Annotated in this window: 15 protein-coding genes; 14 read left to right on the top strand and 1 reads right to left on the bottom strand. The window is 39.9% G+C overall.

What is annotated here, in order from left to right; genetic code table 11:
- The first annotated feature begins 91 nt into the window (after nt 1-91).
- The 9 genes from I7804_RS13465 (at nt 92) to I7804_RS13425 (ending at nt 11,107) form a co-directional block, all read left to right on the top strand.
- A complete protein-coding gene (locus I7804_RS13465; RefSeq protein WP_022756205.1) occupies nt 92-1,000 on the top strand; it encodes a chemotaxis protein in 909 nt (302 codons plus the stop codon).
- A 267-nt stretch (nt 1,001-1,267) separates the two neighbouring features.
- Nucleotides 1,268-2,059 (top strand): hypothetical protein, encoded by a 792-nt coding sequence (locus tag I7804_RS13460; protein ID WP_051199560.1) that lies wholly within the window; start codon nt 1,268-1,270, stop codon nt 2,057-2,059.
- A gap of 7 nt (nt 2,060-2,066) precedes the next feature.
- Complete coding sequence (locus I7804_RS13455; RefSeq protein ID WP_248403857.1) at nt 2,067-4,877, top strand: hypothetical protein; 2,811 nt, start codon at nt 2,067-2,069, stop codon at nt 4,875-4,877.
- A 32-nt stretch (nt 4,878-4,909) separates the two neighbouring features.
- A complete protein-coding gene (gene hisH / locus I7804_RS13450) occupies nt 4,910-5,515 on the top strand; it encodes an imidazole glycerol phosphate synthase subunit HisH (protein ID WP_248403856.1) in 606 nt (201 codons plus the stop codon).
- 97 nt (nt 5,516-5,612) lie between these two features.
- Nucleotides 5,613-6,374 (top strand): imidazole glycerol phosphate synthase subunit HisF, encoded by a 762-nt coding sequence (gene hisF, locus I7804_RS13445; RefSeq protein WP_022753918.1) that lies wholly within the window; start codon nt 5,613-5,615, stop codon nt 6,372-6,374.
- 142 nt (nt 6,375-6,516) lie between these two features.
- The gene (gene ung / locus I7804_RS13440; RefSeq protein ID WP_027204845.1) at nt 6,517-7,200 is read left to right on the top strand and encodes a uracil-DNA glycosylase; all 684 of its coding nucleotides are present in this window, start codon (nt 6,517-6,519) and stop codon (nt 7,198-7,200) included.
- A gap of 165 nt (nt 7,201-7,365) precedes the next feature.
- A complete protein-coding gene (locus I7804_RS13435) occupies nt 7,366-8,658 on the top strand; it encodes a diaminopimelate decarboxylase (RefSeq protein WP_248403855.1) in 1,293 nt (430 codons plus the stop codon).
- A 118-nt stretch (nt 8,659-8,776) separates the two neighbouring features.
- On the top strand, nt 8,777-10,084 hold the full coding sequence (locus I7804_RS13430; protein ID WP_022753921.1) for an aminotransferase class I/II-fold pyridoxal phosphate-dependent enzyme: 1,308 nt from the start codon (nt 8,777-8,779) through the stop codon (nt 10,082-10,084).
- A 135-nt stretch (nt 10,085-10,219) separates the two neighbouring features.
- Nucleotides 10,220-11,107 (top strand): tyrosine-type recombinase/integrase, encoded by an 888-nt coding sequence (locus tag I7804_RS13425; RefSeq protein WP_248403854.1) that lies wholly within the window; start codon nt 10,220-10,222, stop codon nt 11,105-11,107.
- 211 nt (nt 11,108-11,318) lie between these two features.
- On the opposite strand, the gene I7804_RS13420 is transcribed toward I7804_RS13425, so the two are convergent.
- Nucleotides 11,319-12,347, bottom strand: coding sequence for a 3-deoxy-7-phosphoheptulonate synthase (locus I7804_RS13420; RefSeq protein ID WP_022753923.1), 1,029 nt, complete (start codon nt 12,345-12,347; stop codon nt 11,319-11,321).
- A 270-nt stretch (nt 12,348-12,617) separates the two neighbouring features.
- Here I7804_RS13420 and I7804_RS13415 point away from each other — a divergent pair, with 270 nt between their 5' ends.
- The 5 genes from I7804_RS13415 to I7804_RS13395 are packed head-to-tail and all read left to right on the top strand — an operon-like array spanning nt 12,618 to nt 17,180.
- Complete coding sequence (locus I7804_RS13415; protein WP_248403853.1) at nt 12,618-13,616, top strand: AAA family ATPase; 999 nt, start codon at nt 12,618-12,620, stop codon at nt 13,614-13,616.
- Between the two features lie 15 nt (nt 13,617-13,631).
- A complete protein-coding gene (locus I7804_RS13410) occupies nt 13,632-14,564 on the top strand; it encodes a DUF58 domain-containing protein (protein WP_022757866.1) in 933 nt (310 codons plus the stop codon).
- Complete coding sequence (locus tag I7804_RS13405) at nt 14,564-15,040, top strand: hypothetical protein (protein ID WP_022753926.1); 477 nt, start codon at nt 14,564-14,566, stop codon at nt 15,038-15,040. Before I7804_RS13410 ends, I7804_RS13405 begins: the two co-directional genes overlap by 1 nt.
- Entirely contained in the window at nt 15,031-16,158 is a 1,128-nt protein-coding gene (locus I7804_RS13400) for a vWA domain-containing protein (protein WP_027206978.1), read from the top strand. Before I7804_RS13405 ends, I7804_RS13400 begins: the two co-directional genes overlap by 10 nt.
- Nucleotides 16,152-17,180: a vWA domain-containing protein gene (locus I7804_RS13395; protein WP_248403852.1), complete on the top strand. Its 1,029-nt coding sequence runs from the start codon at nt 16,152-16,154 to the stop codon at nt 17,178-17,180. The genes I7804_RS13400 and I7804_RS13395 overlap by 7 nt, the downstream gene beginning before the upstream one ends.
- The last annotated feature ends 28 nt before the right edge of the window (nt 17,181-17,208 follow it).

Genomic DNA, 17,208 nt, shown 5'->3' with positions numbered 1-17,208 from the left:
GTCAAAAAATATTTATTTTAAACCTTAAGTTACCAGGCTCTAAGCCGATATAATAAGTGAGCCATTATTTATTTCATTGCGAGGTGATAAGATGGAAAGTAAAATTCTGTTGGAAAACGGTACTAATGAGCTGGAGGTTTTGGAATTTAAAATTGACGATCACTGTTATGGAATAAACGTTGCTAAGATAAAAGAAATAATTACTTATCAGGAAGTAACGCCTGTTCCTAATGCACATCCTAGTATCGAAGGCATATTTATGCCACGTGATATGATGATCACTGCAATCGATCTTCGCAATTGTCTTCAAAGAGGAACATCGAAACCCGGCGGACTTTTTATAGTTACTAATTTCAATAAGCTCGATATTGCATTCCATGTTGATTCCGTTATTGGTATTCATCGTGTGTCCTGGGCTGATATAATCAAGCCCAATGCTACTATATCCACAGCTGAACAAAGTATTTCCACAGGTATCATAAAATTTGAAGATCGTCTTATCATCATCCTTGATTTTGAAAAGATTGTATCTGATATTAATCCTAATACTGGTCTTAATATGGATCAGATAAAGGATATCGGTCCAAGAACAAGGACAGATGTACCGATTGTCCTTGCAGAAGACTCACAGCTTCTTAATAAGCTCATTGTTGATGCTCTTAACAAGGCTGGATATTCTAATGTAAGACATTTTGAAAATGGTAAGCTTGCATATGATTATATTCAGGAGCTTAAGAAGAGAGAAAAGCTTGATCAGGTTAAATGTATAATTACTGATGTAGAAATGCCTATCATGGATGGTCATCGTCTTACTAAACTTGTTAAGACAGATGAAGCAACTAAGGATATTCCTCTTATCATCTTCTCATCACTGGTTAATGAGGAAATGAGAAGAAAAGGTGAAGCTCTTGGTGCTGACAGACAGCTATCAAAGCCTGAGATTGGTAACCTTGTATCCGTGATTGATGAACTTGTACAGGTTCAGGATACAGAAGGCTGACAATATATAAAGCTTATAAACTCCCTTTACAGGTGCAGGTAGGATGACTACTTCGTATCCTATGAAGGGAGTTTTTATGTATTAATTCAAACTTCGCACTTGGGTGATACTGCACCGTCCAAGTGCGAAGTCAGTTATTAATGCTGTTGCAGCCATAAAAGTCATTGTTTTATAATACTTATGCATTAAAATAGGAATTATGCTTGGATATAATCTTCAAGTTTTTTTACTATTTAATAAATAATAAAAATTTATAACGAGGTTATTATGGATAATATACTTGTACCTGCACTTAGTCAGACAAAGAAGGTTCTTATAGGACTTGGAGAAGAATGGTTTTATGATTATAAAAACATTTCAAATGATATAGATTATAAAAATCTTCTGGAAAAGGCTTGTCTTGATCACGAATGGCTTATTCCCTTTATTCAGTACCATTATATGAAAAATCATGATGATTCAAGGACCAGGGCTTTTACTAAGCTCGCAGATCTTATTAAGGATAAAGATTATTTTATCGTTTCAACTATATATGATTTTAGTAATAAAGATAATCTTTTTGATTCTTCAAGGATGGTTTTTCCATGCGGTAATATTGAATATCTGCAGCAGAAGCAAAGTAGAGACGGCGAACTCATCTCGGTAGAAGAATCGGAAGATTTCGCACAGCTGATGCAACAAATTGACAAAGCACTAAAAAATAATGGGGAACTCTCCGAAATAAAAAGAGTAATATATGGCAATGATGAGCTCATATTCAATCAGAAAAGGCGTGAATGGAGCAAGGCACAGTACAATGAGAGTGCTTATCTTGCGCAATGGAACAATTATCAAAGATGGCTATCAGGGACTTTGTCGGAGGATCTACTGATTCTGGAACTTGGAGTAGGGCTGGAATATCCGACTGTTATTCGATTCCCTTTTGAAAAGATAGCATATATCAATAATAAAGCTTATATGATTCGTGTACATGAAAAATTGTATCAGCTGACTGAGCAAATTAGTAAGAAGGCGGTATCTGTACAAGGTAATTCGATGGATTACATAAAACAAGTATGAGGACATTATGGCATCGATCGATAAGACAAATGAAATTGATTCATTATCAAGATTGGCAGGCAAAGTGCCCGTCGCATCTTCTGATGCACAAAACGAGATCGATGTAGACAATGAAGACCTGAAAGAAATCAATAATCTTCTCAGTAAAGTTGATAGTGGAGAGATAATTGACCCTGAACTTGCTCAGGTAGCTAGAAGTTATAAGGCTGCTGAAGCTGCTAGTGAAGGTATACCGCATTATACAGTTGGAGATGAATCACCTGATTTTTTTGATGATGATGAAGAAGAGCAGGATCTTGATAAGGCTATAGCTCAAGCTGAAGAGGCTATGCATAGGTTGGAGGATCCTGATGCTAACAGTGGACTTGCACAAGATGATCTAAATTCTGATGATAACGAGTCTGAACAGGAAGAACCTGTCGAAGCTACAGAAGAAGCTTTGCAGGAAATTCCGGTAAAAGATGTTAATGAGCCTGAAATAGCAGACTCTGTAGTAGCTACAGAAGAAACTTCACAGGAAGTTCCGATAAAAGATGTTAATGAGCCTGAACAAGTAGAATCTATAACAGCTGATAAGGAAATAAAACAGGAAGACTTATCAATAGATATCAACGAATCAGATACTCCTGAATTGGAGAAAGGTGCAAACGTGGCTGATAACAATGTACCTGAAGTGCCAACTGCATCAGATGATCCCAACAAGCAGTTATCTCCTGAAGAGATAGCGGCTATGTTTGCTGCGGCCGGAGGCGGAGACAGTGAACCGGAGCCTGAGCCAGAGCCAGAACCGGCACCTGCAGCACCTGGTCCAGGGGATGATCCCAACAAGAAGTTGTCTCCTGAAGAGATAGCGGCTATGTTTGCTGCGGCCGGAGGCGGAGACAATGAACCGGAGCCTGAGCCAGAACCGGCACCTGCAGCACCTGATCCCGGGGATGATCCTAACAAGAAGCTGTCTCCTGAAGAGATAGCGGCTATGTTTGCTGCGGCCGGAGGCGGGGATAGTGAACCGGAGCCTGAGCCGGAACAGACACCTTCAGAGGATGCAGGTAAGGGAGATGATGATACTCCTTCTCCGGACGATATTTTAAAATCTATGCAGCCGGCAGATGATGATCCTAACAGGGCACTTAGTCCTGAAGAAATAGAAGCTATGTTTGCTGCAGCCGGTGGAGGAGATGATGCTGCCGGAGACAGTAGTGCAGAAGAAGTCAGTGGAACTTCAGATGATACTGCAGATAGTGCTAATGAAGCAGAAGAATCATCGGAAGATGCCGGTGTTGATGAACTGTCATTAGATGATATTCAGGAAGAAACACCTGCTGCAGATGAAAGCGGTGAATCGGCAGAAGGTGCTGCTGAAGAAGAGAATAATTCTGATGACAGTAACTCTGAAGATAGTAATTCGGAAGAAAGTAAAGATGAAAATAGAGTAGAAGAAGCTGCATCATCAGAAGAATCGTCGCAAGGTGATGCTACAGAAGAAGCATCTGCTTCTGAAGCTACTCAAGACGCTTCTAATGATGAGTCAGATGAAGCGTCAGAAGACCTTGACTCCTTGATGGATTCGCTTGGAAGTGACGACATGGATCTTCTTGAGAATGAAGGGGCAAGTGGTGATTCTGGCGAAGGCGCATCTGACGAACTTAATATAGAAGAGCCATCAGAAGTACCAAAAGATGAGCTGAATATAGAAGAGCCTTCTTCTGAGGGTGATGAATTAAGCCTTGAAGAGCCGGTAGAGGGCGGAGAAGATCTAAATCTTGATGACGACGGAGATGATCTTATGTCGCTTTCTGAAGGCGGTGCATCAGGTGAAGAATCAGAAGATGAGGAGTCTGCTGTTTCCAATGATGAGCTTGATGACATCGAACTTGAGAAGAAGTCTTCTAAAGGCAAAAAAGGCAGCAAGAAACCTGCAAAAGAAAAGAAAGGCAAGGAAGATGACGGCGAAAAGAAAGGATTTTTTGCCAAGATACTTGCAGCACTTTTCAAAGAAGATGATGAAGAAGATGGAAGCGGCAATGTAGAGAATAACGAGCTTGCATCACTGACAGATGAGAATCAGGCTGTTCTCAATGAAATAGAAGGCGACAAGAAGAAAAAGAAGGAAAAGAAGGAAAAAGAGCCAAAGCCAAAGAAAGAGAAGAAGCCTGCAAAGAAGAAAGAAAAAAAGCCAAAGCCGCCAAAGGAGCCGAAACCCAAGAAAGAAAAGAAACCGAAGGTTCCGGAGGGGCCGCCGCCTAAGCCTATTCCGCCAAGGAAATTCATACTTGCATTTCTTTTGGTTATACCTATTGGAATATTATGTGCACTTCCGGCATACACTGTTCCAGAGAAGGCTATTCATGAAGAAGCGCAGATGGCCTTTCTTAACGGTGATTATGAAGGTGCATACAGAGATTATTACAGCTTATACAGGGCAGGAAAACTCTCTGAAGATGATCAGATCCTGTATTGGAAAGCAAGATATATAGCCCAGATGAGGCACTATTACAAGCAGTATGAAGTATTTGCTTCTATAGGACTGAATGTCGAAGCTTTGAACGCACTTGTAAAAGGCGTTGAACAGTATGAAGAGATCCTGGAGGACAATGAGAGACTAAAAGAACTGGAACTTGAATATAACCCCGGTGCTACACCTGATTCTTTAGTTGAAACTGAAGTCAATATAGCGTACTATAATATACAATCGGCGCTAGAAACTGAATATGGCCTTTCAATTGATGATGTTAAGGAACTCATCATCATAGAAGAGGAAGTTGATTATACCAAGCAGCTTCAGATAATATGTGGCCTTAGAGCAGCGCCTGAGTAGCTATTGTATATGCAAAAAGGGAGGAGAGTTTTTTGGTCGCTATATTGGATTATGATGCCGGTAATATAAAGAGCGTTGAAAAGGCATTTAAGTTTCTTGGAACAGATGTAGTTACAACACGAGATGAGAAGGAAATAGCCAGAGCTGATCATGTTGTGTTACCTGGTGTTGGTGCTTTTGGCGATGCCATGGGCAGATTAAATGAATACGGACTTGTGGATGTTATCAAAAAGACTGTATCGTCTGACATCCCCTTTTTAGGAATATGCCTGGGCCAGCAACTCATGTTCGATTCAAGTGAAGAATCGGAGGGAGTTGACGGCCTGGGTATTTTTCGTGGAACAATCAAGAAAATCCCGCAGGTACATGGTCTTAAAGTTCCGCAGATTGGATGGAATGATCTTTCTTTTCCCAGGCAGGGACGTCTTTTTAAGAATATTCCGGAACATTCTTACGTGTATTTTGTTCATTCATATTATCTTGATGCTATGGACAAGACTATAGTAACAGCAACTACTGATTACGGCGTGTGCGTAGAAGCTTCTGTAGAAAAAAACAATGTATTTGCATGTCAGTTTCATCCGGAGAAAAGCTCAGAAGTAGGAATGCAGATTTTGAAGAATTTTCTGGAGGTATAAGTTTGAAAGTGTTCCACTTTCAAACCCAAATTGGTGTCGCGAGCAACACCAATTTGAACCATTAGTCACTCGTTTCACTCGCGACATGAGGTTAAAAATGCTTACTAAAAGAATAATACCTTGTCTTGATGTTAAAGACGGAAGAGTTGTTAAAGGAATTAATTTTGTAGAGCTTAGAGATGCAGGCGATCCGGTTTCTGTAGGAGAAGCTTACAGCAAAGCAGGTGCCGATGAGCTTGTTTTTTTGGATATTACTGCTACATCTGATGCCAGGCAGACTGTTGTGGATATGGTCAGAAAAGTTGCTGAGCGAGTTTTTATCCCGTTTACAGTTGGCGGTGGAATTCGAACTGTCGATGACATGAAAGCTATATTAAGAGAAGGTGCTGATAAGTGTGCAGTCAACTCTGCCGCCATAAACAGACCTGAGCTCATATCAGAAGGCGCTGACAAATTTGGAAGTCAGTGCGTAGTAGTAGCAATAGATGCAAGAAAAAGAGAAGACGGATCAGGATGGAACGTGTTCAAAAACGGTGGTCGTATTGATACCGGGCTTGATGCGGTAGAGTGGGCAAGGAAAGCATATGAACTCGGAGCGGGCGAGATACTTCTTACCAGCATGGATGGAGATGGAACTAAAGCCGGTTATGATATAGAACTGACAAGGGCAATCGCTGATCAGGTTGGAATTCCGGTTATAGCATCCGGCGGAGCCGGCACTAAAGAACATTTCTACGAGGCACTTACCAAGGGCGGCGCAGATGCAGCACTTGCGGCATCGTTGTTTCATTACAAGGAACTGGAGATTCTGGAAGTCAAGGAATACTTAAGAAGTAAGGGCGTTCCTGTGAGATTATAAAAGGTAATATTTTGAAAATGTTACATTTTCTAATCAAATATATAAATATAGAATTATATAAATATAGAATTATAGAAATATAGACTTAAAGAGGAATAAACGATCATTGATATGATTATCGATATGCGTTAAAGAGGATAAAATGGGAGCAATTGAAGGAAAATGGGCTGATGCTCTTAAAGAAGAGTTCAGAAAACCATACTATGCCAATTTATACAAATTTATAAAAGAGGAATACAGTTCGCACGTTGTATATCCGCCATCTGAAGACATATTTAATGCTCTTCATCTGACAGATCTTAAAGATATAAAGGTTGTCATATTGGGCCAGGATCCATATCACGAACCGGGACAGGCTCATGGCCTATGCTTCTCGGTGAGACCGGAGGTTGATATTCCGCCGTCACTTGTGAATATCTATAAAGAGCTTCATGATGATCTTGGATGTAAGATCCCGGATAACGGATATCTTGTTCATTGGGCCGAGCAGGGAGTGCTTCTTTTGAACACGCTTCTTACTGTTAGAGCTCATCAGGCTTTTTCTCATAAAGGTAAAGGGTGGGAGAACTTCACAGATGCGATCATAAGGGCTGTTAATAAAGAAGACAGACCTATCGTCTACATGTTATGGGGAAGCCCTGCTCAGAAGAAGGCACAAATGCTGGACAATCCCAAGCATCTTATTTTAAAAGCTCCACATCCAAGCCCATTGTCAGCATACAGGGGATTTTTTGGCTGTAGGCATTTTAGTAAGTGTAATGAGTTTTTGGAAAAAAACGGCATTGCTCCTATTGACTGGCAGATTCCTGATAAAGCTGATATCTAAAAGCAGGAAGCTGGGATAGACTAAGCCCACTGCGATTTTAACCAATTTAAAAAACTTATTTTAAACTCTGTACAAGTGGCATGATTTATGGTACTTTTACTAGAGTAAACGTTCAAATTGTATACAAAGATACAATTACACAAAAAGAAAGGCATAAATTGTAATATGAAAAGAGCTTTTATCAGCAAAGAACAGGCAGAAGCAATTGCAAAAGAGTACCCAACCCCTTTTTATATTTATGATGAAAAGGCTATAAGAGAGAATGCCCGTGCGGTTAACAAGGCATTTTCATGGAATAAAGGTTTCCGTGAATATTTTGCAGTCAAGGCAACTCCCAATCCTGAGATCCTTAAGATCCTGTTTGAAGAAGGATGTGGTTTTGATTGTTCATCCATGGCAGAACTTGTACTATCAAAAGCTGTTGGGGCCAAGGGGAAGGACATTATGTTTTCCTCCAATGATACTCCTTTAGAAGAGTTTTTCTATGCTGATGAGCTTGGTTCTATCATTAATCTTGATGATCTTACACATGTTGACTATTTTATAGACAATAACATTCCTTTTCAGGAGACAATGTGCTGTAGATTTAATCCGGGTGGAGTATTCAAGATGAGTAATGGGATCATGGACAATCCCGGAGATTCCAAGTACGGAATGAGTGAAGAGCAGATGGCTACTGCGTTTACCAGAATGATGGAAAGAGGTGTCAAGCATTTTGGAATTCACGCTTTCCTGGCTAGTAACACAGTAACCAATGAGTATTATCCACAGCTTGCAGGCCAGCTTTTTGAGCTTGCAATAAGGCTAAAGAAAGCTACCGGAGCAGACATTAAGTTTATCAATCTTTCAGGCGGAGTAGGTATTCCTTATACTCCGGATCAGACTCCAAACGATATTGCTGTCATCGGAGAAGGTGTTCATAAAAAGTTTGACGAGATCATGGTTCCTGCAGGTCTTTCTGATGTAGCCATATTTACAGAAATGGGAAGATTCATGATGGGACCTTATGGAAGCCTTGTAACAAGAGCAATCCATGAGAAACATATATACAAAGAGTATATAGGAGTTGATGCATGTGCAGCCAATCTTATGCGTCCTGCTATGTATGGCTCTTATCATCACATAACAGTCCTTGGCAAAGAGAATGAGCCTTGTGATCATACATATGATGTTACAGGTTCTCTTTGTGAGAATAATGACAAGTTTGCTATAGACAGAAAACTTCCTAAGATTGATATGGGTGATCTTCTCTATATTCATGATGCAGGTGCTCATGGTTTTGCGATGGGTTACAATTATAACGGCCGTTTATGGAGCAGTGAGCTTTTGCTCAAAGAAGACGGAAGCGTAAAATGCATCAGAAGAGCTCAGACTATGAGAGATTATTTTGCTACATTTGATGAGCTCCCTGTATTTGATGCTATTGAAGAGGCTATTGAAGAGTCAGGTGGAAATTGAGTCTTTTGTTAATTGCAATTAAGAGCATTACGGGAATTAAAGGTATACAAGGTATATAAAGTATTAACAGGCAATAAACTGCCTATGATAATATTTGGAAGGTGGAGAAATAAAGGCAATGAGTTCAAAGAATAATGTAAAGAAGTACACAGAGATGTCCAAGGATGAGCTTAAACAGGAGCTCGTTTCATTGAAAAAGGAGTATGAGAGATATCAGGCTATGGAGATGACTCTTGATATGAGTCGCGGTAAGCCTTGCAAAGAGCAGCTTGATCTTTCCATGGGAATGATGGATGTTCTTAGTTCTGATTCTGATCTTGCCTGCGAAGATGGCACAGATTGTCGTAATTATGGTGTTCTTACAGGTATTGATGAAGCTAAGGAGCTTCTTTCAGATATGATGGAGAACAATCCTGATAATATCATCATTTTCGGTAATTCTTCTCTTAATGTTATGTATGATTGTATCAGCCGTTCTTTCACACACGGAGTTATGGGCAATACTCCTTGGTGCAAGCTTGACAAGGTTAAGTGGCTTTGTCCTGCTCCCGGATATGACAGACATTTTGCGATAACAGAGTATTTTGGTATCGAGATGATCACGGTTCCGATGTCACCTGAGGGACCTGATATGGATATGATCGAGAAGCTTGTTTCTGAAGATGAAAGCATTAAGGGTATCTGGTGTGTTCCGAAGTATTCTAATCCTCAGGGCTATTCATATTCTGATGTTACTGTAAGACGATTTGCTAATCTTAAGCCTGCAGCACATGACTTTAGAATCTACTGGGACAATGCTTATGGTATACATCACCTGTATGACAAGGAACAGGATTATCTTATCGAGATCCTTGCAGAATGCAAGAAGGCTGGTAATCCGGATCTTGTATACAAATTCGCTTCTACATCCAAGATCACTTTCCCCGGATCAGGAATTGCTGCAATGGCTACAAGCCCTAATAATATGGAGGATATAGTCAAGCAGATGAACTTCCAGACAATAGGTCACGACAAGGTTAATCAGCTTCGTCATGTCAGATATTTTAAGGATATTCATGGTATGGTAGAGCATATGAAGAAGCAGGCTGACATCTTAAGACCTAAATTTGAAGCAGTTGAGAATATATTCGAAGAGAATCTTGGCGGCCTTGGAATAGGACAGTGGACCAATCCCAAGGGAGGATATTTCATTAGCTTTGATTCTTTGCCTGGATGTGCTAAGAGTATTGTTGCCTATTGCAAGAAGGCAGGCGTTAAGCTGACAGGCGCAGGATCAACATATCCATATCACAAGGATCCTACAGATAGCAACATCCGTATTGCTCCGACATATCCATCACTTGCAGATCTTAAGACAGCAGCAACTCTTTTTACACTTTGTGTAAAATATGTTAGTGCTGAAAAGCTCCTTTCAACTATGAATTAAGCTTATTGAATTATTGTTTTAAAATTATATAATAAATATATGAAGATCCCACTGCTCCTTACGGGTAGTGGGTAATCTTTTATCTTAATTGCCGCTTTTTAAAACTGCCATGAGCTATCATAACAGGTGAAATCCATGGAAGAAGCCATTGACGAATTTATAAGGTATTTAAGCTTTGTCAAAGAAGCCAAAGAAAATTCGCTGGTATCATATAGGCGGGATCTTATGCGCCTTTTATTTTTTATGCGCAAAGAGAGTATAAACAGCTGGTCGGAGGTTACTGAGGACCAGCTTTATTCATATGTAAGAAGCATGAATGAGAAGCTTATGGCTGACACCACTATATCAAGACATATCTCTACAATTCGGTCATTCTGGCACTTTATGGTTGAGAGCGGAGAGCTTGAAAATGATATTACAGAAGGACTTAAAGCGCCCCACATAGAAAAGTCTCTTCCTAAAATTCTTACTGAACGTGAGATAGCTATGCTTTTGGAACAGCCGGATATTAATACTCCTAAGGGAAAAAGAGATAAAGCTATGCTTGAACTTCTTTTCGCTACTGGTATACGTGCAAGTGAGATTACAAGATTGCGGATTGATGATATAGAATTTAGACTAAACTGTATTGATTTTAAAAACTTTGGTCAAGACAGAATAGTTCCTTTTGGACAGCATGCAAGAAGCGCTATCATGGATTATCTAAAAGGGGGAAGGTTGAACCTTCTTGGAGATACCGTTGATGAGGGGATTCTTTTTTTGTCAGCAACTGGTGGCAAAGCCATGAGCAGGCAAGGTGTGTGGAAGATGATCAAGAAATACGGGAAGATGGCTGGAATAAAGGCAGATATAACACCTTTTTCCATAAGGCATACATTTGCTTCTCATATGATTGAAAATGGCGCTGATATACAGGTGGTGCAGGAAATGCTGGGACATACAGATATAGCTTCTACGCAGCGCTATGCTGACAATAAACATAATTATATAAGAGAGATATATCAAAGAACTCAGCCAAGGTAAGCAGTACTGTTAGACCTATACTAACCGGAATAAGTAATGACTATAAGCCTAAATACGATTACATAATAAAACGATGTTGTATCCATAAAGACTTTTTTCGTGGGTACGTGGCAAAATTTATCATCTATATGCCTATAAATGCGTTCCCATGAAATGTCTTTGAGGATATAACATCGTCTAGGTTGATCGTTCTTAATGTATAAAAATTATATCAGCTAAGTTCAGCAATATCATAAAGGAGTCTTTCTGTAGCATCCCATCCAAGACATGGATCGGTAATAGACTTGCCGTAGATGCCTTCTCCAATCTTCTGAGCACCTTCTTCAATGTAACTTTCTATCATTACACCCTTTACAAGTTTATGAATTTCGTCAGAGTGCTGGCGGCTGTGAAGCACTTCCTTGACAATCCTTACCTGTTCACGGTACTTCTTGCCTGAGTTATTATGGTTGGAATCAACGATAACTGCAGGGTTTTGGATGTCGTGCTCTTTGTAGAGCTGGTTAACAAGACTAAGATCCTCATAATGGTAGTTAGGTATATTACGTCCGTTCTTGTTCTGAGATCCGCGCAGTACGCAGTGTGCAAGGGGGTTACCGGATGTTGTGACTTCATAGCCCCTGTACAGGAATGAATGAGGATGCTGGGCTGCGTATATTGAATTGAGCATGACAGTAAGATATCCGCTTGTGGGATTTTTCATTCCGGCAGGAACATCGAATCCGCTTGCTGTCATTCGGTGCTGCTGATCTTCTACAGAACGGGCTCCTATAGCTACGTAGGAAAGAATATCTTCTACATAACCCCAGTTTTCAGGGTAGAGCATCTCATCAGCAGATGTAAGGCCGGATTCTTCGATCGCACGTATGTGCATATGTCTCATGGCTATAAGACCCTGTCTGAAATCTGGCTTTCCTTCAGGATCAGGCTGTGATGTGATGCCTTTATAGCCTTCACCTGTAGTACGTGGCTTATTGGTATAGATTCTTGGAATAATGATAAGTTTATCCTTGACTTTGTCGTTGACTTTTGCAAGGCGTGATACATAATCGATAACAGCTTCTTCATTGTCAGCAGAACATGGTCCGACTATAACCAGGAATTTATCGCTTTTTCCTGTAAAAACGTCTGCAATGGCCTTATCTCTTTCTTTTTTGATCTCTTTAAGTGATGCTGCAACAGGGAATTCTTCCTGTATCTCCTGAGGTGTAGGAACCTTCTGAATGTATTCGAATGACATGGTGCTCCTTTCAAAGGTGGTAAAAGACAAGCATTTACCACTAAATACTTTTGTACTTTGGCGCTTTAAAGTGCCGATATAAAGTATAACATATTTTCTATAAAAATAAAGAAGAAATTTAGTGACGATATTAATTATTTTAAGGAAACAACCAAATGTCAAGAGAATTTGCATTTCATCCTATATTTATGACGTTTTATCAGAATTATGTGATATTCTATAAAACAGTGTTAAATTATAATTATCAAAATAATATATTGAGGTGAGATAATGAATGTTCAGATAAGTAATGAGGATTTTGCCTGGTCACAGCAGGCTATAGGTAAACTTTCAAGATATTTTGAGCAGAATGTTGTAGGACAAAAGCTCCTGGAAAGATCAATGATAGCAGCACTTCTTGGTAATGGGCATGTACTTGTAGAGTCAGTTCCGGGGCTTGCTAAGACTACAGCAGCAAGAGCTTTGGCAGATGCGGTCGGTGGTAAATTTTCAAGGATACAGTGTACACCGGATCTTTTGCCAGGTGATATAGTTGGTACACAGATATACAGGCAGGATTCCGGTAAGTTTGAAACAGTCCTTGGACCGGTATTTGCTAATATAGTACTTCTTGATGAGATCAACAGATCAAGTGCAAAAACTCAAAGTGCAATGCTTGAGGCCATGCAGGAGAAGCAGGTTACTATAGGTGGTAACTCTTATCATATGCCTAAAGATACTTTCTTTGTAATTGCAACACAGAACCCTATTGAACAGGAAGGTACATATCCTTTATCAGAGGCACAGGCTGACCGTTTTCTTATAAAAGAGAAGATTTCCTATCCGTCTATTCAGGAAGAGGTTTCTATCCTTAATATGATGGAAGCTATAGATAATAATGTAAAACAGGAGAAGCTGCCTGCAGTTCTTACTATTGAAGAGATTGCCAGACTTCAGAAAATCGTGGCATCTATTTATTGTGATCCTACAGTTAAGAACTACATTGCAGCTATTGTTGCTGCAACAAGATGCGCGGATCAGTACCTTCCCAATAATCTCAAGGGTTATGTGAGTCTTGGAGCCAGCCCTAGGGCAACTATTGCTTTTCTTAAGATGGGTAAGGCACTTGCGCTTATGCAGGGAAGACTTTTTGTGACTCCTGATGATATTAAGAGCATCTCAAGACAGGTTTTGAGACATCGTATATCTCTTCGCTATCTGGCAGCAGCAGATGGAATCAATGAGGATATGATCGTTGATGGTATCGTTAGAGCCATCAGAACTCCGTGAAAGGAATAAAACCATATGATGGGGAAAAAGCATAATACCGGTACATTAAGACTTCGTCCGGATTACGAGGCGCTTAATCTGCCGTCAGCTCAAATACATTTTAACGGGTTCTCTAAGACAGTGGGACGTTCAGACGGAGCTTTTAGATCTGTTTTCAGAGGAAGGAGTATGGAGCTTGAGGATCTGCGGGAATATGTCGCAGGTGACAACCTTCGTGATATTGACTGGAAATCTTCATCCAGAACAGGAGAGATTCTTGTCAGAAACTATGTTGCAGATAAGAAAAGAAGATTCATGTTTGTAGTGGATACTGGCAAGAACATGCTGGGTGCTATGCCGGATGGACATTCTAAGACTGCTGCAGGTATCATTACTGCAGCAAGTGCAGCTTACATGTGCACAAGGGCAGGAGCGGAATACCAGATCCTGGGAAGCATGGAAGCAGGACGGCAGGAGAGATATTCGTGTGGCCCCGGTTTTTTGGAGGCTTCCTTAAGACGTCTTGAAGGATGCTACAGTATGAGCGTAAAGCTTGCAGGAAGAAAGAAAGCTTTACTTTCTGATGAATTCAACATGCAGCTTAGACGTATCACATCAACTCCTATGAGGAGCGTGTCACTTTTTTTGATAACAGACTTGTACGGAGTCCTTACTCTTGATGACAGGCTTATAAGGAGTATATGCTCAGTCAGAGACTTGTACGTGCTTCTTATGGAAGACGCAGACTGGGGAAGCAGCCATATATATAATGCACAGACAGGCGTTGCTGTCTCAGAGTATCTGTCATATTCTTCCAGAATGGCCAATGAGATCAGCGACAAGAAGGCTGCTCTTTTGACCAAAGCAATGAGAAATCTGCGCGCCTGTGGTGCTTCTTATGATATAGTCAGAAGTACTCAGGATATTACAGAATCTATAATTAAAGTATTAAATAGAGGAGTGGGCTAATGGAATTTTCAATTTCTCTTCAGAATGCCTTTTTTGATGACAAATATCTCTATATCGTGCTCATATCCCTGGCGATGGCAGCAGCAATATGTTTTGTGACTTTCTGCCTGATAAGGATAGAAAAGCCTGTGGCAGCAGTTGTTAAGAATGCTCCCAACAAGACGAATGAGATGATAGAGAAAAAACGTATTGAGACTCTGACAAGACTTAATGATCTTGATGTGAGATACAAGAGAAAAGAAATCGGAGTCAGAGAGACTAGTACGATTATCAGTATCACAGTAAGAGAATTTCTTACATATGCTACTGGCAAAGAGATGGATTGTAGTACACTTACCGAAATGAATAAGTGGAACAGTAAAGACCTTACAAAACTCATCGGATGCCTGTACGGCGCAGAGTTTTCAAAATATTCAGCAAAGGATGCAGCTAATTTCTTACGAGATGCTAAAAAACTGGTGGCAGCATGGAGATAGTACTTAGAAATAAAGAGCTGGCAATTTGTGTCGCGATAGGTGCAGCACTTGTGATTGCCGGGATACTTGGATTTAGAGAATATAAGAAAAGAAAAGCTCTTTCTAAAGATGAAATGAGCAAATATATGGGCTATGGCGCAATGTGGATGGTAGGTAGCATGAAAAGCTACAGGATCAGAAGTCTTATTCACAAGGTGCTTAATGTTATAGGAATCCTTGGCATTTCACTTAGTATAGTGTCTTCGGCATATCTTGTCGGAAGACCTTCATATACTGAGGAAGTAACAACAGGTGTTCAGAGACGAGATATATTCCTGTGTCTGGATGTTTCATATTCACTGTATGCTCTTAATTATGACTTTGTAGAGAATCTTAAGACTGTTGTAAAGGGGCTTGATGGAGATAGAATAGGTATTTCTATTTTTAATACTTCATCAGTCCTTTATATGCCGCTTACAGATGACAAAGAGTTCGCCTGTGAAAAGCTTGATGAGCTTGAACAGTACTTCATCAATCAGAAAAGATATTATGAATTGTATGAAAAATATTATGATGATATTACAGATGAAGAGGAAGAAGAGTTCTATGATCTTATAGATTGGCTTCTGGATTTTGAAGCGGGAACCGTTGTGAACAGTGATAATCTTGGAAGTTCACTTATTGGTGAAGGTCTGGCAACCTGCTTATATGATTTTCCTTCACTTGAAGACTCTGAGAGGACCAGAATAATCCTTCTGGTAACAGATAATGCAGAAAATGCATTCAAGAAGCCTTTTGTAAGACTTCCTGAAGCAGCAGATCTATGTGCAAAAAATGATGTAGTACTATTCAGTGTCTTCCCGCCTGAGGACAAGTTTAATGAAATGAACTATGGTTATGACTTTGATGAGCTAAGTGAAGAACTTGAAGATTCTTCCGTCAAGACTGGTGGAGCATTTTATATAGCTGATGATGATTTTGATACAAAAGGTATAGTCAGTGAGATACAGTCGCATGAAGCTATGCAGGTTGATGAAATAAAAGAGACGAGAACTTATGATATGCCCAAAACACCTTTTATATTTGTGGTAGTTGGAATTCTTGCACTGGCTTTAGCAAGAGCAGGAGGTGCATGTTGATTACCAATCCTATATTTCCTTTAATAGTTATAATACCTGTAATAGTTTTGGTTTTTATAGGACTTTTTATCGGGACTGTAAGGTCTCATGCCGGAATGTTCAAAAAGGTTATAGAAACAGTTGTTACAGTGCTTATATGTATTTGTATATATGTTATCAATTTGAGAATCATGTTACCTTCAAGCCAGGCAACTGTTAAGGTTCCAAGTCTTAATGTTCTTTTTGTCATGGATTCTACGATCAGTATGTGGGCTGAGGATTATGACGGTGATAACTCTCGTATGGATGGAGCGATAGAGGCTTGTAACTATATAATGGATGAGTTCAATGGCAGCTCTTTTGCACTGATCACTTTTGATCATGAAGCAAAGGTCAAGATACCGCTTACTCCTGATAGGGAGTCTATAACAGATGCACTTGAATATATCTATGAGCCCAGCATGTATGTTGCTAAGGGTAGTGATATGAACAGCCCTGTAGATGAGATGAGCAGGATACTAACTCATATGAAGGATAAATATGAGAACAGAGAGACAATTGTATTCTTTTTCTCTGACGGAGAAGAAACCTTCGATAGTTCAAAAGAGTCTGGTAAGGATGACTCTAAAGATGATGAGTCCGGAGATGAACAAGATGATGAGTCATCAGAAAATAGTTATGCATCTTATGCAAGGCTTATAGGCCTCGTTGACGGAGGAGCTATAGTTGGCGTAGGTTCTGAAGATGGAACTACCATGAAAGACGGCGATGGCAATGATATATATGATCCTGAAACCGGTGATCTTGCAGTTTCATGTATAGGAGAAGAAAGCCTTGAGAGCATTGCATCTAAAGTGGGATTGGAGTATGTCCATATGGAGGATGTTGATGATCTGGAAGATATAGTAGATCATGTCATAGAAGATGCTACTTATGAGGCAGAATTAAGAGATGACGTTGAGAACAAAGAGGACACATATTATTATGTTCTTCCAATTCTTATGATACTGCTTGTATCAGAACTTATGATGTTCAGAAAGTGACCTTGAATAGGTAAATGTGAGGTTTTTA

The sequence above is a fragment of the Butyrivibrio fibrisolvens genome, from assembly GCF_023206215.1.
Taxonomy (GTDB): domain Bacteria; phylum Bacillota; class Clostridia; order Lachnospirales; family Lachnospiraceae; genus Butyrivibrio; species Butyrivibrio fibrisolvens_C.
This window is presented reverse-complemented; position numbering and strand designations above follow the sequence as displayed.